This window comes from Corynebacterium lipophilum, assembly GCF_024102595.1.
GTDB classification, from domain to species: Bacteria; Actinomycetota; Actinomycetes; order Mycobacteriales; family Mycobacteriaceae; genus Corynebacterium; species Corynebacterium pseudogenitalium.
Window position 1 is genome coordinate 40,712 of the sequence record NZ_JAEUWV010000011.1, and the last position, 21,446, is coordinate 62,157.

Below are 21,446 nucleotides of genomic sequence, written 5' to 3' on the forward strand. Positions count from 1 at the left end.
CTTATTTACACCCTTTGAACTGTGGAAATGAACAAAGTTGAGTCTAGTGGGAATAACTTTCTGGATAGTGTGTTGTAAGGATTGAGCGCGACAGGCTCAAGGTTGGCGGAACTTCTGCTACATTGGTTCCTGTCAAGTTGAGCCGAGGCGATTCAACTTCGGATTAACTTCAGAAAAGACTTCGATAAACACAGGAGGAAATGTAGAAATGGGACGCGCAGTAGGTATTGACCTTGGTACGACGAACTCGGTTGTCTCTGTCCTTGAAGGTGGAGAGCCGGTAGTTATCGCGAACGCTGAGGGTTCGCGTACCACCCCGTCCGTCGTCGCATTTGCGAAGAACGGCGAGGTGCTGGTTGGCCAGTCCGCAAAGAACCAGGCGGTGACCAACGTTGACCGCACGATCCGCTCCGTCAAGCGCCACATGGGCGAGGACTGGACCGTCGAGATTGATGACAAGAAGTACACCCCGCAGGAGATTTCTGCACGTACGCTGCAGAAGCTGAAGAGGGACGCAGAGGCATACCTCGGCGACGAGGTTACCGACGCCGTCATTACCGTCCCGGCCTACTTCGAGGACGCACAGCGTCAGGCTACGAAGGAAGCCGGCCAGATCGCGGGCCTGAACGTCCTGCGTATCGTCAACGAGCCGACGGCAGCTGCACTGGCATACGGCCTTGAGAAGGCTGACAAGGAGCAGACCATCCTGGTCTTCGACCTTGGTGGCGGTACCTTCGACGTCTCCCTCCTGGAGATCGGCGACGGCGTCGTAGAGGTCCTGGCAACCGCGGGTGATAACGAGCTCGGTGGCGACGACTGGGACAACCGCATTGTTGAGTGGCTCGTCGATAAGTTTAAGTCCGCACAGGGCGTCGACCTGTCCAAGGACAAGATGGCGATGCAGCGTCTGCGTGAGGCCGCTGAGAAGGCAAAGATCGAGCTGTCTTCCTCCCAGCAGGCATCCATCAACCTGCCGTACATCACCGTCGACTCCGAGAAGAACCCGCTGTTCCTCGACGAGACGCTGACGCGCACCGAGTTCCAGAAGATCACCTCTGACCTGCTGGACCGCACCAAGGCGCCGTTCAACCAGGTCATCAAGGATGCTGGCCTCTCCGTCGGCGAGATTGACCACGTTGTGCTGGTCGGTGGTTCCACCCGTATGCCGGCCGTGACCGAAATGGTCAAGGAGCTCACCGGCGGCAAGGAGCCAAACAAGTCCGTGAACCCGGACGAGGTCGTGGCTCTGGGCGCTGCGCTGCAGGCAGGTGTCCTGCGCGGCGACGTCAAGGACGTCCTGCTTCTCGACGTCACCCCACTCTCCCTCGGCATCGAGACCAAGGGCGGCGTGATGACCAAGCTCATCGAGCGTAACACCACCATCCCGACGAAGCGTTCCGAGACCTTCACCACGGCTGAAGACAACCAGCCAAGCGTGCAGATCCAGGTCTTCCAGGGCGAGCGCGAGATGGCTTCCGCGAACAAGTTGCTCGGCTCCTTCGAGCTGGCAGGTATCGCTCCGGCACCGCGCGGTGTTCCGCAGATTGAGGTCACCTTCGACATCGACGCCAACGGCATCGTGTCCGTCTCCGCGAAGGACAAGGCGACAGGCAAGGAGAACACGATCAAGATCCAGGACGGCTCCGGACTGTCCCAGGAGGAGATCGACCGCATGATCAAGGACGCCGAGGCACACGCCGACGAGGACAAGAAGCGCCGCGAGGAGCAGGAAACCCGCAACGGTGCAGAGTCCGCGGCGTACCAGACGCGCAAGTTCATGGAGGACAACGCCGACAAGTTGCCGGAGGACCTCAAGACCCGCGTCACCGAGGCAGCCGACGCCGTCGACGAAGCACTCAAGGGAGATGACCTTGAAGCGGTGAAGTCGGCCGTCGAGAAACTGAACACCGAGTCGCAGGAGCTGGGCAAGGTGCTCTACGAGGCACAGGCCAACGAGGGCGCAACCCAGGCTGAGGCAGCCGACGACAACGTTGTCGACGCCGAGGTAGTCGACGAAGACACCGACGAAACCAAGTAAACAACAGCAACACTGCAGAAGGAGGTCACCATGACGAACCCGAATACTCCGGAACCGGAGCAGGTTGAAGACCTGATCGAAGAAGCCGAGGCAGTAGCAGCAGAAGCTGCCGAACCCGAGGCTGAAGCTGAGGTCGACGCCGACGCTGCACCGGAAACGGACGAGGGCGAGCAGGATGACGTCGAAAAGCAGCTTGCTGAGCGGACCGAAGACCTGCAGCGTGTGAGCGCCGAGTATGCAAACTACCGGCGCCGCACCGAGCGGGAACGCGCGGCCATCGCCGAGCATGCGAAAGCAGCCTTCGCCACCGAACTGCTCCCGCTTCTCGACGACCTCGACCTTGCCGAACAACACGGAGACTTAAACGAAGGCCCACTGAAAGCCTTCGCCGACAAACTCCGCAGCGTGGCCACCGCGCAACGCGTCGAAGCCTTCGGCGCAGAAGGCGACGCCTTTGACCCCGAAACCCACGAGGCAGTCCAAGACCTGTCCTCCGGCGACGACAAAGTCATCGGCACTGTGCTGCGCAAGGGCTACCGCGTAGGCGACCGACTCGTGCGAAACGCAATGGTCAACATCGCCGATCCTGCGGAAGAGCCTGCTGAAGACAACGAGTAACAACAAAACCCAGGGCCGGGGCGTGAGGTGCGCGAAAAGCGGCCTTCACGCCCCGGTTTTGTACTTGAAATAACAAAATTCATCCGAGAAAGGAGGGTGCGAGATGGCTATGCAACAAGAGTGGGCCAACAAGGACTACTACGGCGACCTCGGCGTCTCCAAAGACGCGTCCACAGCTGACATTAAGAAGGCATATCGCAAGCTCGCACGTGAAAACCACCCCGACTCCAACCCCGGCAACAAAGCCGCCGAGGAGAAGTTTAAGAAGGTGGCAGAAGCGTACGACGTCGTCGGCGACGAAGAAAAACGCAAAGAATACGACCAGTTCAAGGCGATGATGAGCTCCGGCGGCTTCGGCGGCCGATTCGGAGGGGCAGGAGGTCCCGGCTTTCCGGGAGGGTTTCGCCAAACGGGGCAGAGCGACTTCAACTTCTCCGACCTCTCCGACGTCTTCGGAGGAGCCGGGGGTGCTGGACAAGCTGGAGAAGGCGGCCTTGGTGATCTCTTCGGTGGCCTCTTTAACCGCGGCGGCGCTGCTGGCAGGAACGCTCGGCCGTCGCGGGGGGCGGACGTCGAGACGGAAATAACCCTCGACTTCCGCGAAGCCGCCAAAGGCACCACCTTCCCCGTCGAACTCACCGGCGACGCCCCATGCACCACATGCCACGGCTCCGGATCCAAATCCGGCCACGTGGAACAGTGCGAGCAGTGCCACGGCTCCGGCTACGTCCGCGAGAACTCCGGCGCATTCGGCATGGCCCGCCCATGCTCCAACTGCGGCGGCACCGGCGACGTGATCAAGGACCCGTGCACCACGTGCCACGGCACCGGCACCGTCCGGCGCTCCCGCACCATCACGGTGCGCATCCCCGCCGGCGTCGTCGACGGCCAAAAAGTGCGCCTGGCAGGACAAGGCGAAGCAGGCCCCAACGGCAAACCAGCCGGCGACCTCTTCGTCACCGTCCACGTCCGACCCGACAAAGTGTTCACCCGCACCGGCGACGACCTCGAAGTCACCGTCCCCGTCTCCTTCAGCGAACTCGCCCTCGGAGGCACCATCACCGTGCCCACCCTGGACAAACACGTTCGCGTGAAGGTCCCCGCAGGCACCCCCAACGGGCGCACCCTGCGCGTCAAAGGGCGCGGCGTGCCACGCAAATCCGGCAACGCCGGCGACCTGCTGGTCACCGTCGAAGTCGCAGTGCCCAAGGACCTGGACGCAGCCGCCACCAGCGCACTGCGCGCCTACCAACAAGCCGAACGCGACTCCGGCTTCGACCCGCGCGCCGGGTGGGCAGGAGGTGCATAACCATGGCTGAGGAGTACTACGTCATCTCCGTCGCCGCCGAACTCACCGGCATGCACGCCCAAACCCTGCGCACCTACGACCGCATCGGCCTAGTCACACCGATGCGGACCAGCGGCGGCGGACGCCGCTACTCCCGACGCGACATCTCCATGCTGCGCCGGATCCAACAACTCTCCCAAGAAGACGGCGTCAACCTGGCCGGCATCAAAACCATCATCGAGCTCACCGAACACATCGATGAACTCCAAGAGGAACTGGCGGCCAAACGCGAAGAAAACGCGCAACTACGCCAACGCTTGGAACGCCAACGCTTGGAAACCCGCCCGCGTGGCGGCGAACTCGTCCACGTTCCGCGCTCCACCGCGCTGGTGACGTGGGAACCGTCCTCCGCCAGGTCACGGCGCCGGGCGCGGTAAAGCAGGATTCGGCCCCTAGGTGGCAGGACAGCCTCCGCCTTCTCGTGCAGTGCATGGGCGGGGGCTGTTTTCTGTTGCTTGCTGGGTTCGCTGTCCGTTTTGTGCGCGTATCCCAGGCTTCGCGACACCAAATTCCTTTGCTCAGAGGTCGCGACCTGGGGAAACGCCACGCGCCGTCCGGAAAAACAGTGAATTTGGTGTCTACAGAGAAAGGGAAGGCACCAAATCCCATTGCCAATAATCTGCGACCTGGGAAAACACAAAACCAGATCCAGAAAGCAGCGAATTTGGTGCGCTGGTGGAGCGCGTTTGGGCGGGCCATGGCGTCCGTTGTGCTCGCTTTGTGCTCGCTGTGCTCGTGTCGAGGTGTTTAAAGCGTGCGATGCAGGTCGCCGGAAATCAACCGGACCGGTTGAAAATGCGCGACCTGCATCGCTCGCTTTTAATCGAACGCTTTGAGTGGATTAGGGGCGGGGAGCACAGGGCCGAGCAGGGCTGCAGACTTCCGAAAAGTTCCCACGATCGCGGCATGAATGGAGAACGATCTTCGTGGACGGGCGTCGTGGCCTGGGGAAACGGGTCGGTTGGTCGACCGGAATCGACCCAAAACGCAAAATCGTTCCCGGGCGCGGGAACTTTTTCAAAACGGCAGGAGGAGAAGCCTGCAAACCCCGAAAAACGAAGCGGCCCCGGGCAGAAACCCGGGGCCGCAAAGGCGTTGGAGCCTAACTGACCACTACTTAAAGGTGATCGACGCTGCGCCGCCGATGTGGCGGAGGTTGGAGCGTGCCAGGTCGATCATGCGGCCGACACCACCGTCGAGGACGGTCTTGGTTGCGGCGGCGGTGAAGCCCTTCATCATGTCCCAGGTGATGTTTGGTGGCATGGAGAGGGCGTCCGGGTCGGTGACGATGTCGACGAGGACGGGGCCGTCGTAGGCGAGGGCCTCCTTGAGCTTCGGGCGCAGGTCGGCGGGGTCTTCGATGCGGAAGGACTTGATGCCGACGCCTTCGGCGATGTTGGCGTAGTTGACGCCGTCGTGGTCGGTTTCGTGCTCGGGGAAGCCTTGGACGAGCATTTCGAGTTTGACCATGCCGAGTGAGGAGTTATTGAACACGATGGTCTTCACTGGCAGGTTGTGCAGCTTGACGGTGAGCAGTTCACCGAGGAGCATGCCGAGGCCGCCGTCGCCGGACCAGGAGATGACCTGGCGGTCGGGGAATGCGGCCTGGACACCGATGGCCTGCGGCAGCGCATTGGCCATGGTGCCGTGGAGGAAGGATGCGGATTCGTCGCGTTTGCCGTTGGGGGTGAGGTAGCGGGAGGACCACACGTTGCACATGCCGGTGTCGACGGTGAAGTAGGCGTCTTCGTCGGCGAGTTCGTCGAGGACGGAGGCGGCGAGCTCTGGGTGGATTGGGGTGCGGGCTTCGCGGGCTTCCGTCGTGTACTTGCCGACGACCGACTCCAGCAGCTCAGCGTGACGCTTCAGCATTGCGTCCAGGAAGGAGCGGTCCTTCTTCTCCTCGATGTGCGGGAGGATGTTTTCGATGACGCTCTTGACGTCGCCGATGACGGGGTAGTGCACCTTGGTGCGGCGGCCGATGTGGGCGCCGTCGATGTCGATCTGGGCGACGTTCTTGCTGGGCAGCCAGTCGGTGTATGGGAAGTCGGTGCCGACCATGATGAAGAGGTCTGCCTTGTCGGAGGCTTCGTGGCAGGCGCCGTAGCCGAGGAGGCCGGACATGCCGACGTCGTAGGGGTTGTCGTACTCGATGTACATCTTGCCGCGGAAGGAGTGGCCGACTGGTGCCTTGATTTTTTCGGCGAGTGCGAAGACTTCGTCGCGGGCGTCCTTGGCGCCGTAGCCGCAGAAGAGTGTGACGGTGTCTGCCTCGTTGATGGCTTCGACCAGGCGGGCGGCTTCGGCCGGGTCTGGGTAGACGCGCTTGTTGCCGCCGGTGGCGTAGTTGCCGGACAGGGTTGGGGCGTCGGCAGTGACTTCTTGTGCGAAGACGTCACCTGGGACGACGACTACCGATACGCCGTTGCCGGACATGGTGTTCTGGATGGCGTTGTGGACGACGCGCATGCCCTGGTCGGCGGAGTTTGCCATCTCGCAGTAGGAAGAGCACTCCTGGAAGAGCATTTCGGGGTGGGTTTCCTGGAAGAAGGACGAACCGATGTGGAAGGACGGGATGTGCGAGGCGATCGCGAGGACCTTTGCGCCGTTGCGGTGCGCCTCGAAGAGTCCTTGGACGAAGTGGGTGTTGCCTGGGCCGCAGGATGCGCCGCACACTGCGAGTTCGTCGGTTGCGAGTGCGTCGGAGCCGGCGGCGAATGCGGCGGCTTCCTCGTTGCGCACGTGGACCCATTCGATGCCTTGGGTGCGGACGGCGTCGGAAAGCGGGTTGAGGGAGTCACCGACGAGGCCGTAGATGCGCTTGACGCCGAGCTCCTTCAGCTTGGCAACGAATGCCGAGGCGAAGTTCTGAGCCATTCCTAAAATCTCCTTTTATTTGAAGAATAAATTAACCGCTTATCATGTTACCTTTGTTCCTCCTGGAACTCGAAAGATTGTGTGAGATCTGACACAAAGGCCTCGTCTGTGAAGTAGGCGCTATGACCGCCCGTCACCCCAGGTAGGACGCGCGCGCCGTAGGCGGGATCAGTTGGCGACGCCCCCAGCACCGCCTGCGGACCGGACCTGGTCCACAGGATCGGATCGTCGGGAGAATCCACGGCGACCACGCGGGAATCTGGCCCTGCGAGCTGTAGGTCGCTCACGTGGCTACCGGCGACGCCGGCGCTGCCGACGAGCCAGAGCTGGTCGGTAAGCAGGCCGTGGTGGACGGCGGCCTCGGTGGCCACGCGTGTGCCATAACTGTGGGCGAGGACCACCCGGTGGGCGTTGGGGAAGCGGTCGGTGAGCGCGAGTTGGAAGGCGGAGAGGTCGTCGGCGCCGCGGCGCGCCGGGCCGGCGTCCAGCCCGTTGACCACGTTGGGTGGCGGGTCGTAGCCCTGCCAGAGGATCACTGTGGCGCCGGTGCGCTCGGCGAGGAACTGCGCACGGGCAAGCTCACCGCCCAAACCCTCTGGCCGGCCGGTGGACACGCCGGCGACCATCGTGATCACACGCGCCGGGTCCACGACGTCACCGACCGCCAGTGTCGCCGACACGGGCCCGGCTTCGAGTACGGTCGCGCCCGCGGCTTCCACGAGCTCGCGGCGCGCCGGGTCGAGCGCGGCCAGGTTTGTCCGGTGTATCTGGCCAAGCTCTACGCCGTGGCGTGCGATGAGCGGCACGTGCCCGCGCGCTGCCTCCAGGTCACGCTCGCGCGCCTTGCAGAGGGCCTCGAGCTCGGCGGCGCACAACGTGTCGAAGGTCCGCGAGACCCCGTTCAGCACCTGCACCGCCAGCGCGTAGACGGGGCTGCCGCGCAGGGATCGGGCCATCGCGTCGAGGCGCGCCTGCCAGGTGGCGTAGCGGCGTAGTACCTTGGCGGCCTGGGTGAGGTCGTCGGCGGGGTGGGCGAAGGTGGCGTCGACACGCTGGAGGCGCTGCAGGGCAGCAGTCGGTGCTGACCCGCGAAAACCGGTCCCAACCAGGTCGGACCGGGCGGCGTGGCACGCCTGGGAACGCGCGCGGAACTCGGCGACCGCGCCCTCCACCACGCCCGCGGCAACCATGAGCTGCCCGGCGTCCAAAGCAGGGCGGTAGGTATCAGACATGGCGCAACGCCTCCGCGAGGCGGGTGTCGCAGCGGATGCAGTCGTCCGCAAACGAGGCGATCGATTCTAAATGTGCGTTGAGGGCGGTGGTGGAGGCGTCGAAAAGCGATTGGGCGCGATCCCCCAGCGAGCGCAACGCGGCGGCGCTGGCGCTGTCGCGCAGCTCAGCGCGGGGAAGCGACGTGCGGGCGACGCGGTGCGAACGGGCGAGGGACGGGACGGTCGTTGATAAATGCATGCACCCATCCTCGAAAACACGCCGAAGCAGGGCAAGGAAACTGCATGAAACCCTGTGGATAAAATTTCAGATTCGCTAAAGTTATCCACATGCGTATCGTGTTGGCACAATTTACCAGCGGACCTGATAAAATGCGCAACCTTTCGCGCATAGAACCGCAGGTCAGAGAGGCCGCGCGCCGGGGTGCGACGCTCATCGTGCTGCCGGAGGCCGCCTCACACGCGTTCGGGGCAGGCCGCCTCGACCACCAAGCTGAGGACACCGACGGGCCATTCACGCAGGGGCTGTTTTCTCTGGCCAAGGAGCTCGGCGTGACGATCGTGGCGGGCTCGTTCCGCCCGGCGGACACCGTCGGCAGTATCAACCGCGTCTACAACACCACCCTCGTCCTCGACGGCCACAGCGAGCACCCGCTCATTCTCACCTATGACAAGGTGCACCTTTACGACGCCCACAGCTACCACGAATCCCGCACCGTCAAGGCCGGCGACACCCTGCTCACGTTCCGGCACGGCGACGCCACCATCGGCGTGGCCACCTGCTTCGACATCCGCTTCCCGGAACAGTTCAAGGAGCTGGCGGCGATGGGCGCGCACGTCATCGTGGTGCCGACGAGCTGGGCAGACGGCCCGGGCAAGCTCGAGGAGTGGCGCTTATTGACGCGCGCCCGCGCCCTCGACTCCGGCGTATTCATCGCGGCGGCCGGGCAGTCCCGCCCGAACCACGAGACCGAGGCCGGCGAGAAGTCCGGCCCGACCGGCATCGGGTTCTCCACGCTCGTGGCGCCGGACGGGCGCAGGATCGTGGAGGCCGGCTACGGCCCCGAGCTTCTCGACGCCGACATCGACATCTCGCACGTCGCCGCCGTACAGGAGGACGTCCCCCTCATTAGGCTTTCGGAAACTGGACCGTTGCGTCAGTCGCGCATGTAAGCACGCCGCGAGCTCCGGCGGCTTCCAGGGCCTCGCGGTACTCCGCGGCCTCGGCACCCTTGCCGCACAGCACGATCTGGTGGTCCCACCACGTGCCCGGCGCCGACACGAACGCCGGGCCCGGCACCCAAATCGCCTTCGCGGCGCTCTGCCCGAATTCGCCCGCGGTCGGCGCGACGCGCGTCACCTGCAGCCAAGGCTGGGAATCGGCGAGGGAGTTGATGGTGCGGGCGTCGTAAAAATCGTCTGCGCCGTCCCCGCACAGCACCAGGTGCACCTCGGGGCGGATGCGTTCCTCGATGAGCCCGAACACCACCGACTTCGCCGCCGCCCACCCGGTGCCCACCGCCACGAGCAGCATCTTTGGCCGGTTCGCGCGGACCGCAGGGCCACGCGCAGCACCCAACGTCAGGTAGTCGCCAACCTCCACATCCGGCCCGTCGAGGTGGAACTCTAGCTGTCCGAAGCGGTTCGGCGGCACCGCGGGCGCGCACGCCCACCACACCCCCTGGTTGCCCGCGCGCATCACCGGCAACGCCTGCCCCGCCGCGTACCCAACCGCCGCGGATGCCTCCGCCCGCGCGATCCACGCCGAACCATCCTGCGAAACCTTCGTCACCTGCGCCACCGACGCCGCAGCCACCCCGGCCTCGTCAGCCTCCCGCGACACCCGCTCCATCTCCCGCGCCACACGCACCAACACCTGCGTATCGACGCCCACAACCCCACCAACGATCTCCGCCACCGCCGGAAACTCCGACGCCGGAAACCCCGTCCGCCGCAGATCCAACGCCCACTCACGCAGCGGAGTAAGGGTTGCCTCAGGGATCGTTGCCCCCGCTGCCTCGGACTCCTGAGTGGAAGCGAGGGTGAACGAAGTGGCGTCGAGAAGCACTTCGGGTACCTCCGTGGCGCCTGCCGGAAAAACCATCGTTGCCTGCGGATACTGCTCCACAATCCGCTCAAACAGCGTGGCGCGCACCTCGGAATCCTGCTCCGCGAGCACCTGCAATGCGGCCGCATTCGGGCCATCCAAAACGGGGGCAAACTTTCTCATAGGGCCAGCGTACTGTTTCCCAGCACCAGTGAGGTGGACTACTGTGAGCAAGGAAACAAATAGAGAGAAAGGTGCCGCAGTGGACTACACGCCGTACACACTCCTGACGGATATTGGATGGATCTCCATCCTGCTCATCATCGGAAACGTGCTCCGAAACCGACTCAAAGTGTTACAGGCGCTGCTCCTGCCAGCACCAATCACCGCTGGGCTGCTCGGACTCATCCTCGGCCAAGAAGTCCTCGGCGTGATTCACTGGTCCGACCAAGTCGGCACCTATACAACGCTGCTCATCGCCGTCGTCTTCGCCTCCATGGCCTACTCCATGAACCTCGGCGGCTCCGTCGCCTCAGGCGCCCGCAACATGTGGGGCTACTCGACGGCCATGTTCATGGGCCAGTGGGGCATCTTCATCCTGCTGGGGCTGTACTTCTTCGCGCCACTCTTTGGCACCGAACCATGGTTCGGCATGATGCTCCCGGTCGGCTTCGTCGGTGGCTTCGGCACCGCCGCCGCCGTCGGCTCCGCACTTGAGGACATCGGTATCGCCGAGGCGTCCTCCATCGGCTTCACCTCCGCAACCGTCGGCACCCTGGTGGCCATCGTAGGCGGGGTCATTGCTGCGAACTGGGGTATCCGGAAAGGCAAAGCAACCCAATTGCGCGGCACCCTGCCTGAAGACCTGCGCACCGGCTACATCGCCACCGAGTCCGAGCGTCCCTCCATCGGACGCGCAACCACCAACCCGTCCTCCATCGAACCGCTGGCACTCCACGCCGGATTCATCCTGATCACCGTGCTGATCGCCTACATGGTCAACACCTGGATCAAAGGCATGTGGAGCAACGTCTCCATCCCACTGTTCGCCATGGCATTCGTCATCGGACTCATCGGCCGTGGCCTCCTCGTCGCCTTCAAGCGACCCAACTACCTCGACCGCGAAACCATCTCCACCGTCTCCGGCGCCGCCACCGACTTCATGATCGCCTTCGGCATCGCCTCCATCGTCCCCGCGGCCCTCGCCGGATACTGGCAGGCCCTGCTCATCATGTTCGTGCTGGGCACTGTCTTCTGCGCCGTATGGATGCTGTGGGCCGGTCCGCTCTTCTTCGGTGAAAACTGGCTCGAGCGCGGCATCTTCGGCTGGGGCTGGGCAACCGCCGCCGTCGCCACCGGTATCGCCCTGCTCAAGATGGTCGACCCCAAACTGGAGTCTGGCACCCTCAACGAATACGGCGTCGCTTACGTCGGCTTCGCACCCTTCGAAATCGGCATGACCATCCTCGCCCCGATCGCCATCATCGCCGGGTTCACCACCGCGTTCGGTTGGGTCGTGTTCGGCATCGCCGTCGCGGTAGTGGTCGGCGCGTTCGCCCTGAAGTGGGTGCCCGCCAAGAAATACGGCTCGGGAGCCGTGGCCGCCAAGGAATAGGGGCTGAATTTTTCTAGAATTTTCCTAGATTGTAGTAACAGGATGGTAGTAATCCCCTTTTCTCGCTCCCCAAAATCCGGATTACTACCATCCTGTTACTACCTTTTGCGTTTTGACGTGCGTTTTCAGTGCGCTTTCAAACGATTTGCGGAGCTCCAAAGCCTGCGCCACCCCCGAAAACGCAACAAATTCAACCTTGAGTGGAACAGACTCAACTTCTCGTGCGTTAGGGAGAGTGAACAACAAAATAAAACGCAAAGAGAAAGGAAACGGACATGTCTTCGTTTAACCCAACTACGAAAACGCAGGAGGCGTTGCAGCAGGCGCTGCAGCAGGCGTCGGCAAAGGGGAACCCGGATATTCGTCCGGCGCATTTACTTGAGGCGATCCTGAAGCAGGAGGACGGCATCGCGGCGCCGGTGCTGCAGGCGACGGGTGTGGATCCGCAGACGGTCGCGAAGGAGGCGGCTGAGCTGGTCGATTCCTATCCGAAGGCGGAGGGCCAGAACATGGCGAATCCGAACTTTAACCGTGACGGCCTGAATGCGTTGAACGCGGCGCAGGAATTGGCGGGCGAGCTCGGCGACGAGTTCGTGTCCACCGAGGTGCTGTTAGCTGGTATCGCGCGCGGGAATGATGACGCGGCGGAGCTGCTGAAGAAGCGCGGCGCCACGTTTGAGGCGATTAAGGCGGCGTTCCAGTCGGTGCGCGGCAATAAGAAGGTCACCACGGAGTCGCCGGAGGATCAGTTTCAGGCGCTGGAGAAGTATTCGACGGACCTGACGGCGCGTGCGCGTGAGGGCAAGATTGACCCGGTCATCGGCCGCGATTCGGAGATTCGACGCGTGGTGCAGGTGCTTTCCCGTCGTACGAAGAATAATCCGGTGTTGATTGGTGAGCCGGGCGTCGGTAAGACGGCGATCGTCGAGGGCCTTGCAAGGCGCATCGTGGCGGGCGACGTCCCGGAGTCCCTGAAGGGTAAGACGCTGATCTCCCTGGACCTCGGGTCGATGGTTGCGGGCGCGAAGTACCGCGGCGAGTTCGAGGAGCGCCTGAAGGCGGTGTTGGACGAGATTAAGGAGTCCGACGGGCAGATCATCACGTTTATTGACGAGCTGCACACCATCGTCGGCGCTGGCGCCACGGGCGAGGGCGCGATGGACGCTGGCAACATGATTAAGCCGATGTTGGCGCGCGGCGAGCTGCGGCTGGTTGGTGCGACGACGTTGGATGAGTACCGCCAGTTCATCGAGAAGGATGTGGCGTTGGAGCGTCGTTTCCAGCAGGTGTACGTGGGTGAGCCGACTGTGGAGGACACGATCGGTATTCTGCGTGGCCTGAAGGAGCGCTACGAGGTACACCACGGCGTGCGGATCCAGGATTCGGCGTTGGTGGCGGCTGCGGAGCTGTCGAACCGGTACATCACGAACCGGTTCTTGCCAGATAAGGCGATTGACCTGGTCGATGAGGCGGGGTCGCGTCTGCGGATGGAGATTGATTCCTCGCCGCAGGAGATTGATGAGCTGGAGCGCATCGTGCGCCGCTTGGAGATCGAGGAGATCGCGCTGCAGAAGGAGTCCGACGAGGCGTCGAAGGAGCGTCTGACGGATCTGCGCCAGGAGTTGGCGGATCAGCGTGAGAAGCTCGGTGAGTTGAAGGCGCGTTGGTCGAATGAGAAGGCGGAGATTGATAAGGTGCAGGCTGCGAAGGAGGAGCTGGAGCACCTGCGCAACGAGTCCGAGATCGCGGAGCGCGAGGGCGATTACGCGAAGGTGTCGGAGCTGCGCTACGGCCGCATTCCGGAGCTGGAGCAGCAGGTCAAGGACGCTGAGGAGGCGGCGGGGGCGTCGTCAAGGACGATGCTCACGGAGGAGGTTTCTCCTGAGGTGATTGCTGAGGTTGTGTCGGCGTGGACGGGCATTCCTGCGGGCAAGATGATGCAGGGTGAGACCGAGAAGCTGCTGGACATGGAGGCAATCCTGGCTGGTCGCGTTGTGGGCCAGAAGGAAGCGGTCGTGGCTGTGTCCGATGCGGTGCGGCGTTCGCGTGCGGGCGTTGCGGATCCGAACCGTCCGATTGGTTCCTTCCTATTCCTGGGCCCGACTGGTGTGGGTAAGACGGAGCTTGCGAAGGCCCTGTCGGAGTTCCTCTTCGATGACGAGGCGGCGATGGTGCGCATCGATATGTCAGAGTACGGCGAGAAGCACTCGGTCGCGCGCCTGGTCGGTGCCCCTCCGGGATACGTCGGCTACGACGCTGGCGGCCAGCTGACTGAGGCTGTGCGCCGTCGCCCGTACTCGCTGGTGCTGTTTGATGAGGTTGAGAAGGCGCACCAGGATGTGTTCGATGTGTTGCTGCAGGTCCTCGACGAGGGTCGCCTGACCGACGGCCAGGGCCGCACGGTGGATTTCCGTAACACGGTGATCATTTTGACGTCGAACTTGGGCGCGGGCGGTGACCGTGAGCAGATCATGAACGCGGTGAAGTCGCACTTCAAGCCGGAGTTCATCAACCGCCTCGATGATGTAGTGGTGTTCGAGCCGCTGACGAAGGAGCAGCTGGTGGGCATCGTCGATATTCAGCTGGGCACGCTCGCCGATCGCCTTGCTTCTCGACGCCTCCAGCTCCGCGTCTCCGACGCCGCGAAGGCCTGGCTCGCAGACCGCGGCTACGACCCTGCATATGGTGCGCGTCCGTTGCGTCGCGTGATCCAGCAGGCGATCGGTGACCGGTTGGCGAAGGAGCTGCTGGCCGGCGCGATCCGCGATGGTGACGTGGTACAGGTTGATGTCGCGGAAGGCGGCGAGGAGTTGGCGGTGTCGGCAGCGAAGTAGCGTTCGGGCTACACTGCTGTCCATGCAACCAACGACGACGATTTACACACGGGTGGCCGTGCCAGGCGTGGAGAACGAGCAACTTGAGGCTCACCAGCTTGGCGGCGGCCACTTCGTCATTGCATCGGTGCCGTTTGTGGATGTGTCGTTGGCGGTGGGGGACATCGTGGAGTGTGTGCGCGTTGGCGGCATGTTTCACGTGAATAAGGTCGTGGTGCGCGGGGGTGCGTCCACGGTGCGGATTTTGCCGCAGGGGGAGTCGCCGTTTTCGCTGGCGGAGACGTTGTTGGCGTTTGGTTGCCGGGTGGAGATGGGCCCGGGTGGGATGTTGGCGGCGTCGATAGGTGCGGATTGTCCGAAGGCCGGGATTGATGAATGGCTGGAGGGTTTGGCCGCGTCTGGAGTGATCCAGCTCGCACCTGGCTATACAGCGTGAGCCATACGCGTATGGTGTTATGTATGACTGTTTTTATTTCTCCGCAGGAGCTGTACGAACGTATTAAGTCCGGCAAGAAGCAGACGGTGCTCGATGTTTCTTGGGAGCCGGAGGCAGGCAAGGCCTGGCAGAAGTTTCAGTCCGAGCACATTCCGACGGCCGTCTACGGTGACCTGGAGGGCCACCTCGTGGGCATGCCGGGCCGCCGCCAGGGCCGCAACCCGCTGCCGTCGCTCACCGTGATCGACGAGGCGCTCGAGGAGTGGGGCGTCGAGGCGAACCGCCCGGTCTTCATCTACGACCAGGGCTCCGGCGTCTTCGCCGCCCGCGCGTGGTGGATCATGCGCTGGGCAGGCCTGGAGCACGTCCACATTATCGACGGCGGCTTCCGCGCGTGGGAGGCCGAGGGCCTCAAGACCATCGCCGGCCCAGGCAACGTGGTTGTGCCGCGCGACCTGGAACTGGAAGGCAGCAAGCTTCCGGTGGCGACACTGGAGGACGTACAGCAGTTCGAGGGCATCCTGATTGATGCGCGTGATGAGAAGCGCTTTGCTGGGCGTCGAGAAGTGCTGGACTTGAAGGCGGGCCACATTCCGTCGGCGCTGAACCTGCCGGCGGCGGACCTGTTCTGTAAGGAGACCAGGAAGATCAAGGAGACGGACTACATCCGCGACCGCTTCGCAAGCCTGGGCGTGACGCAGAATACGGACCCGGCGAAGATGATTACGTACTCGGGTTCGGGCAACCACTCCGCGCTGCTCATCGCGGCGATGGAGCACGCGGGCCTGCCGGTGGCCACGCATTATGTGGGTGGCTGGTCGCAGTGGAGTGCACGGTTGGGGAATAAGGTCGCCACGGCACTGTAGTATCAATCCTCGATGATTGCTTACGTGTTGTTTGGGCTGGCCGCGCTGCTCGTGGTCGCGGCTGTCTGGTTGTGGTTTGCACCTGCGTCTCCCTCCTTATCGACGCCCCCTCCGCCACCAGCCGAGCCCTCGCCTGAGGCTGAGTCGGCCGTGGAGCCTGAGCCTGCGCTCGAGGTGGAAGAAGAGCCGGAAGCAGAGCCCGAGCCTGCCCCGGAGCCAGAGCCACAGCTGGAGCTGGAGCAGGCCCCGGAACCAGAGCCGGAGCCCGAGCCTGAACCGGAGCCCGAACCAACACCGGCGCCCGAGCCTGCCCCGAAGCGCCCGCACCGCATGTCGGGCCTGCAGCTGCCGGGCGCGTCGCGCCGGGAGCGCCGCCTGTGGGCGGAACAGCACGGCTTCCGCTTCTCCAAGGTGGATGAATACCTGGTCGACGAGTGGCACCGGGGTGCGGCGGCGTCCGGTGCGGAACCGCGCGATGTCGTGGCGGGCCAGGTCTACGGCCATGATGTCCGCGTGGTGGACCTTGGCGGTGTGACGGTGGTGGCCGTCGCAACGGGTGAGGTCAGCGACATCGTGGTGGATATGCGCCGCCCGCAGTTCCAGGCGGATTCCTCGGCGGATTTGGTGCTGGTGGAAACCGTCGAGGGCTTCGAGCTGTTCACGAATGAGCCCGGTCCCGTCCTGCGCTTCATCGATGTGCGCGTGCGCACCGCCCTGCGCGAGATGCCCGAAAGTGTGTGCGCGGTGTGGTGCGAACAAGACTGGGTGTTGGCCCAGCTGGAACGCGGTTCGACGCCGCAGGACTGGGAGGACACGTTCGCGCCGCTGGCGTTGCTGGCGGACGCGGCACGCACGCTGCCACCGCGCGAGGCGGCGGCGCTTGCGCCGGTGCTCGGTGCCGAGGAGGCACCTGAGCCGGAGACCCCGCAGGTGCAGCGCCCGGAGGAACCACTCGAGCTGCCGACCCGCGTCACCGGCGGCGGATTCGGCGAGTTGGAGGACCACGAGATTGGGGCGGATTCTGTGGCGCCGATCGCGGACGGTTCACCTGCCGAAGGCGACGCGCAGCTCTATGATTTGACCAGAGTGCGCCGCGAGCAGCAGCCCTCCACAATTTTCAACGACACGCCGAAGGAGCCAACCGATCATGAACGATAAAGCACGCCTCGCAGAGCTGGTCAAGGAGCTGGCCGTGGTGCACGGCAAGGTCACGCTTTCCTCTGGGAAGGAGGCGGACTACTACGTGGATCTGCGTCGTGCGACGTTGCACCATGAGGCGGCGCCGCTGATCGGCAAGCTGCTGCGTGAGATGACGGCGGACTTGGAGTTCGACGCGGTTGGTGGCCTGACGCTGGGTGCGGACCCGGTGGCCACGGCCGTGATACACGCCGACGGCCGCCCGATCGACGCGTTCGTGGTGCGCAAAGAGGCGAAGAAGCACGGGATGCAGCGCCGGATTGAGGGGCCGTCGATTGTTGGCAAGAAAGTCCTTGTGGTGGAGGACACCACCACGACGGGCAACTCGCCGCTGACCGCGGTGGAGGCCGTGCGCGCCGAGGGCGCTGAGGTCGTCGCGGTGGCTACCGTGGTGGATCGCGCGACCGGCGCCGCCGACGCCCTGCACGAGGCCGGCCTGGACTACCGATTCCTGCTGGGGCTCGAGGACCTTGGACTCAACTGAGCAGGCTGAGCAGGCTGAGCAGGTGAAGGGCCCAACGGAGTGGAATGAGGGCCGCCACGGCGTGGGTCCTTGGGAGGGCCCGTGGCCGGATGACCCCCGCCTGGATCCGCAGTTTTTGGAGGAAGGGGATCGTCGCAACGTAGTGGACGCTTACCGCTACTGGTCGCTGGAGGCGATCCGCGAGGAGCTGGACAAAAGGCGCCACCCGTTCCACGTTGCGATCGAGAACTTTGAGAACGACGCCAACATCGGCACCGTGGTGCGCACCGCGAATGCGTTTCTCGCCGAGGAAGTCCACATCATTGGGCGGCGGCGCTGGAACCGGCGCGGTGCGATGGTGACGGACCGCTACCAGCACATCCGCCACCACGCGACGATCGAGGACTTCGCCCAGTGGGCCAAGGAGCACGACCTGCCGATTGTGGCGATCGATAACACGCCCGGCTGCGTGCCGCTCGAAACGGCGGAACTTCCGCAGCGCTGCGTGTTAGTGTTCGGGCAGGAAGGTCCCGGCATTACGGACGAGACGCAGCGCGAGGCGTCGATGACGTGCTCGATTGCGCAGTTCGGCTCGACGCGCTCGATCAACGCGGGTGTTGCCGCGGGCATCGCGATGCACGCGTGGATACGCCAGCACGCCGACTTGAGTACTGCTTGGTGAAAGGTGAAGGTTGTGGAAGAATCCGCCGCGGAAACATGGTCGCACCGCGCTGACCTGGCTCAATCGGCTGTGCAGGAGCGGCACGCCTCCCGCCTGTGGGGGCTGCCGAAGACGAACCTCGCGGTGGTCACGTGGCCGCCGGGTTCGAAGGATCGCCTGTACTGGCACTGGCACTACTGGTGGCAGGCCCACTATTTGGATTGCCAGATCGACGCCGCTCTTCGACGCCCCACCAAAACCCACAAGCGCCGCCTCAAAGACACTCTGCGTGGCATCCAGCGCCGCAACCTGGGCAAGCTGACGAAGAACAAGTACTACGACGACAAGGCTTGGCTGGCGTTGGCGTGGAACCGCGCCGTCGACGAGGGCTTGGCGCGCCGCACGAAAGCCCTCGACGCCCTGGAGTTCGACCTGCTCGCCGGTATCGACCCGGTGATGGGTGTGCTGCCGTGGCGCACGGAGGAAACCTTCTACAACGTGCCCTCAAACGGCCCAGCCGCCCTCTTGTTCGCGCGCACTGGCCGCCTGGACAAGGCCCGCGAGCTGCTTGACTGGACGTTCGACAACCTGGTCACCGAATCCGGCCTGGTGCAGGACGGGATCCGAATGCGGATGCATGGCCCGGAGGTCGTCGACAAGCTGTATACGTACAACCAGGGCACGGTGCTCGGCGCGAGCCTAGAGATCGCGCTGGCGTTGCGCGCCGACGTCGGACTTCGCGACGACGAGCCAATCGACTCTTTCGCGTACTCAAAACGCGCCGACGATTCCGTGTTTTACATCACACATATCCGGGCAATCGTAGAAGCGATTGTCCTGCATATGGCTACCCCCCAGGGGGTGATTCTGAACAAGCCCTACGAGTCCGGCGACGGCGACGGCGGCCTGTTCAAGGGAATTCTCGCGCGCTACCTCGCAGATGTTGCCGTGCGCCTGCCGGAAGACTCTCGCCAGAACATCGCGACCAAAAAGATAGCATCAAGGCTGATTATGGCCTCGGCGGAGTCCCTTTGGTCCCATCGTTTGGAGGTCGACGGGCTGCCGATCTTCTCCGCGCGGTGGACCGAAGACGCCCGCCTTCCCCACAATTACGGGCTCGGCCCGTCGTCCCTGAGCGAGGCTGTCGGGTTGGTCCGAATTGATGAAAGGGACCTTTCAGTACAGCTTTCCGGGTGGATGCTGCTGGAGGCGGCTGCTCGGGTGGCGGCTGCAAATAGTCAGTAAAGCAGGCATACTGGTTGGCGTACCTAAGAAGCTCTAGTGGAGGTTATCTTCATGCCAATTGCAACCCCTGAGGTCTACAACCAGATGCTCGACACTGCAAAGAAGGGCGGGTTCGCATACCCGGCCATCAACTGCACCTCGTCTGAGACCATCAACGCCGCAATTCGTGGTTTCGCAGAAGCCGAGTCTGACGGCATCATCCAGTTCTCGACCGGCGGCGCAGAGTTCGGCTCTGGCCTGTCCGTGAAGAACAAGGTTGCTGGTGCCCAGGCGCTTGCAGCGTTCGCACATGAGATCGCTAAGCACTATGACGTCAACATCGCGCTGCACACCGACCACTGCCAGCTCGAGGTGCTTGACGAGTACGTCCGCCCACTGATCGCGATCTCCCAGGAGCGCGTCGACCGCGGCGAGAACCCACTGTTCCAGTCCCACATGTGGGACGGCTCCGCCATCCCAATCGACCACAACCTTGAGGTCGCCCAGGAGCTCCTGGAGAAGGCGCACAAGGCCAACATCATCCTCGAGGTCGAGATCGGCGTCGTCGGTGGCGAAGAGGACGGCGTCCAGGCAAAGGCTGGCGCCAACCTGTACACCAGCGAAGAGGACTTCGAGAAGACCATCGATGCCCTCGGCACCGGCGAGAACGGCCGCTACCTGCTGGCCGCAACCTTCGGCAACGTCCACGGCGTATACAAGCCAGGCAACGTGAAGCTGCGCCCAGAGGTCCTCGACATGGGCCAGAAGGTCGCCGAGAAGAAGCTCGGCCTGGATGCCGGCTCCAACCCATTCGACTTCGTCTTCCACGGTGGCTCCGGCTCCGAGAAGGAGAAGATCGAGGAGGCCCTGCGTTACGGCGTCATCAAGATGAACGTTGACACCGACACCCAGTACGCCTTCACCCGCCCAGTGGTCTCCCACATGTTCGAGAACTACAACGGCGTCCTGAAGATCGACGGCGAAGTGGGCAACAAGAAGGTCTACGACCCACGCTCCTACATGAAGAAGGCTGAGCAGGGCATGGCCGACCGCGTCATCGAGGCCTGCCAGGACCTGCGCTCCGTTGGCACCTCCGTGTCCAAGTAGTCGTACTGCTTGCTTTTCCTGAAACCCCCTTGGGCCCTCGCGGTCCTGGGGGTTTCTTCGCGTGTAGGTTGTTTGGGCCCCTTTGGGGGTCCTTTGGGGGGCTGCTGTGCACCAAAATCCCGCTTGGCCCAGGAGTGACCTGGGGTTTTGTTGTGGCAGTTTTCTGGAATCCGGGAATTTGGTGTCTTGGCCTTTTGCCCGCGCACCAAATTCCCTCTCCTGGTCCCCGCGACCTGGGGTTTTACGAAGCCGCTTCTCCAAAAACCTGGAATCTGGTGTCGCTTCCTTTCGCGCAAGTGCCAAAGGACGCAATCCCTTCCACCGAATCCGGCAAAAGCCCAGCTCGCGAAAAATGCGGTGCGTCTATTGGCACTGAAAGCGTCTGGAAGGTTCCAGCACTTCACACTTCATGCGGTTAGGTGTCTTGAAATGTGACTATTTTATATTTGCTGTCGAGGGACTGCTGGCTTGGGGTGACAGGCTTGGCAGGCTTGTGTATACATGTATACATGAGTGGATCAGTGATTAGTTTGCGAATGGACGAAGTCCAGAAACGTCGGCTTGACGAGCTTGCTACAAAGACAGGTAGGCCAAAGGCGTTCTACATCCGTGAGGCAATTGAGGCCTATCTTGATGACGCTGAATACATCTACGAGCTTCAGGCTGAGGCGGAAGCTGTTCGTAGGGGCGAGCTGGAAACTGTTACCCTCGATGAACTTAAGGCCGAGTGTGGCCTGGCAGATTGAGTTTTCGCCTAGGGCTGTGATGTCTAGGGACTTTTTGGACACGGAGTCCAGGATGTTTTTGGACGGGATGTCTAGTGGCTTTTTGGACGGTTACGGCGGTGGAATAGCCGGATGGCTATTCCATTGCATAAACGTAGAAA

The 21,446-nt window shown here is 63.2% G+C and carries 19 protein-coding genes; 15 read left to right on the forward strand and 4 right to left on the reverse strand.

Features of this window, described 5'->3' with window-relative positions:
- Nucleotides 1-208: 208 nt before the first annotated feature.
- The 4 genes from dnaK (at nucleotide 209) to JMN37_RS07945 (ending at nucleotide 4,381) form a co-directional block, all read left to right on the forward strand.
- Nucleotides 209-2,038 (forward strand): molecular chaperone DnaK, encoded by a 1,830-nt coding sequence (dnaK, locus tag JMN37_RS07930; protein ID WP_252931588.1) that lies wholly within the window; start codon nucleotides 209-211, stop codon nucleotides 2,036-2,038.
- A gap of 30 nt (nucleotides 2,039-2,068) precedes the next feature.
- Nucleotides 2,069-2,656 carry a nucleotide exchange factor GrpE gene (grpE, locus tag JMN37_RS07935; RefSeq protein WP_252931590.1) on the forward strand — a complete coding sequence of 196 codons (588 nt, stop codon included), beginning with the start codon at nucleotides 2,069-2,071 and terminating at the stop codon, nucleotides 2,654-2,656.
- A 103-nt stretch (nucleotides 2,657-2,759) separates the two neighbouring features.
- Complete coding sequence (dnaJ, locus tag JMN37_RS07940) at nucleotides 2,760-3,965, forward strand: molecular chaperone DnaJ (RefSeq protein ID WP_252931592.1); 1,206 nt, start codon at nucleotides 2,760-2,762, stop codon at nucleotides 3,963-3,965.
- 2 nt (nucleotides 3,966-3,967) lie between these two features.
- A complete protein-coding gene (locus JMN37_RS07945; RefSeq protein ID WP_070479590.1) occupies nucleotides 3,968-4,381 on the forward strand; it encodes a heat shock protein transcriptional repressor HspR in 414 nt (137 codons plus the stop codon).
- Between the two features lie 736 nt (nucleotides 4,382-5,117).
- Here JMN37_RS07945 and JMN37_RS07950 read toward each other — a convergent pair.
- The 3 genes from JMN37_RS07950 to JMN37_RS07960 form a co-directional block, all read right to left on the reverse strand.
- Nucleotides 5,118-6,881, reverse strand: a complete 1,764-nt coding sequence (locus tag JMN37_RS07950) for a pyruvate dehydrogenase (protein ID WP_070361814.1) — start codon at nucleotides 6,879-6,881, stop codon at nucleotides 5,118-5,120.
- 47 nt (nucleotides 6,882-6,928) lie between these two features.
- Nucleotides 6,929-7,687 (reverse strand): alpha/beta hydrolase, encoded by a 759-nt coding sequence (locus tag JMN37_RS07955; RefSeq protein WP_252931594.1) that lies wholly within the window; start codon nucleotides 7,685-7,687, stop codon nucleotides 6,929-6,931.
- A 418-nt stretch (nucleotides 7,688-8,105) separates the two neighbouring features.
- Nucleotides 8,106-8,351, reverse strand: coding sequence for a hypothetical protein (locus JMN37_RS07960; RefSeq protein WP_252931595.1), 246 nt, complete (start codon nucleotides 8,349-8,351; stop codon nucleotides 8,106-8,108).
- A gap of 89 nt (nucleotides 8,352-8,440) precedes the next feature.
- On the opposite strand from JMN37_RS07960, the gene JMN37_RS07965 reads away from it, so the two are divergent.
- On the forward strand, nucleotides 8,441-9,283 hold the full coding sequence (locus JMN37_RS07965; RefSeq protein ID WP_071573064.1) for a carbon-nitrogen hydrolase family protein: 843 nt from the start codon (nucleotides 8,441-8,443) through the stop codon (nucleotides 9,281-9,283).
- Here the strand turns inward: JMN37_RS07965 and JMN37_RS07970 are convergent.
- Nucleotides 9,240-10,340: a ferredoxin reductase domain-containing protein gene (locus tag JMN37_RS07970; protein ID WP_252931598.1), complete on the reverse strand. Its 1,101-nt coding sequence runs from the start codon at nucleotides 10,338-10,340 to the stop codon at nucleotides 9,240-9,242. The two genes, JMN37_RS07965 and JMN37_RS07970, sit on opposite strands and share 44 nt — an antisense overlap.
- 79 nt (nucleotides 10,341-10,419) lie before the next feature.
- Here JMN37_RS07970 and JMN37_RS07975 point away from each other — a divergent pair, with 79 nt between their 5' ends.
- From JMN37_RS07975 to relB, 10 genes are all read left to right on the forward strand, one after another.
- A complete protein-coding gene (locus JMN37_RS07975; protein ID WP_252931610.1) occupies nucleotides 10,420-11,772 on the forward strand; it encodes a sodium/glutamate symporter in 1,353 nt (450 codons plus the stop codon).
- 275 nt (nucleotides 11,773-12,047) lie between these two features.
- Entirely contained in the window at nucleotides 12,048-14,606 is a 2,559-nt protein-coding gene (gene clpB / locus JMN37_RS07980) for an ATP-dependent chaperone ClpB (RefSeq protein WP_252931600.1), read from the forward strand.
- A gap of 22 nt (nucleotides 14,607-14,628) precedes the next feature.
- Nucleotides 14,629-15,042, forward strand: coding sequence for a DUF4265 domain-containing protein (locus JMN37_RS07985; protein WP_070361821.1), 414 nt, complete (start codon nucleotides 14,629-14,631; stop codon nucleotides 15,040-15,042).
- Nucleotides 15,043-15,065: 23 nt separating this feature from the next.
- Nucleotides 15,066-15,908 (forward strand): sulfurtransferase, encoded by an 843-nt coding sequence (locus JMN37_RS07990; protein ID WP_252931601.1) that lies wholly within the window; start codon nucleotides 15,066-15,068, stop codon nucleotides 15,906-15,908.
- A 12-nt stretch (nucleotides 15,909-15,920) separates the two neighbouring features.
- Complete coding sequence (locus tag JMN37_RS07995) at nucleotides 15,921-17,066, forward strand: TtfA family protein (protein WP_252931603.1); 1,146 nt, start codon at nucleotides 15,921-15,923, stop codon at nucleotides 17,064-17,066.
- Nucleotides 17,056-17,589 carry an orotate phosphoribosyltransferase gene (gene pyrE / locus JMN37_RS08000; RefSeq protein ID WP_252931604.1) on the forward strand — a complete coding sequence of 178 codons (534 nt, stop codon included), beginning with the start codon at nucleotides 17,056-17,058 and terminating at the stop codon, nucleotides 17,587-17,589. Before JMN37_RS07995 ends, pyrE begins: the two co-directional genes overlap by 11 nt.
- Nucleotides 17,576-18,250: a TrmH family RNA methyltransferase gene (locus JMN37_RS08005; protein WP_252931606.1), complete on the forward strand. Its 675-nt coding sequence runs from the start codon at nucleotides 17,576-17,578 to the stop codon at nucleotides 18,248-18,250. Before pyrE ends, JMN37_RS08005 begins: the two co-directional genes overlap by 14 nt.
- A 12-nt stretch (nucleotides 18,251-18,262) precedes the next feature.
- The gene (locus tag JMN37_RS08010) at nucleotides 18,263-19,474 is read left to right on the forward strand and encodes a glycoside hydrolase family 76 protein (protein WP_070975597.1); all 1,212 of its coding nucleotides are present in this window, start codon (nucleotides 18,263-18,265) and stop codon (nucleotides 19,472-19,474) included.
- A gap of 45 nt (nucleotides 19,475-19,519) precedes the next feature.
- Nucleotides 19,520-20,560 (forward strand): class II fructose-bisphosphate aldolase, encoded by a 1,041-nt coding sequence (fbaA, locus tag JMN37_RS08015; RefSeq protein ID WP_269010974.1) that lies wholly within the window; start codon nucleotides 19,520-19,522, stop codon nucleotides 20,558-20,560.
- A gap of 509 nt (nucleotides 20,561-21,069) precedes the next feature.
- Nucleotides 21,070-21,306 (forward strand): type II toxin-antitoxin system RelB family antitoxin, encoded by a 237-nt coding sequence (gene relB / locus JMN37_RS08020; RefSeq protein ID WP_070361826.1) that lies wholly within the window; start codon nucleotides 21,070-21,072, stop codon nucleotides 21,304-21,306.
- The last annotated feature ends 140 nt before the right edge of the window (nucleotides 21,307-21,446 follow it).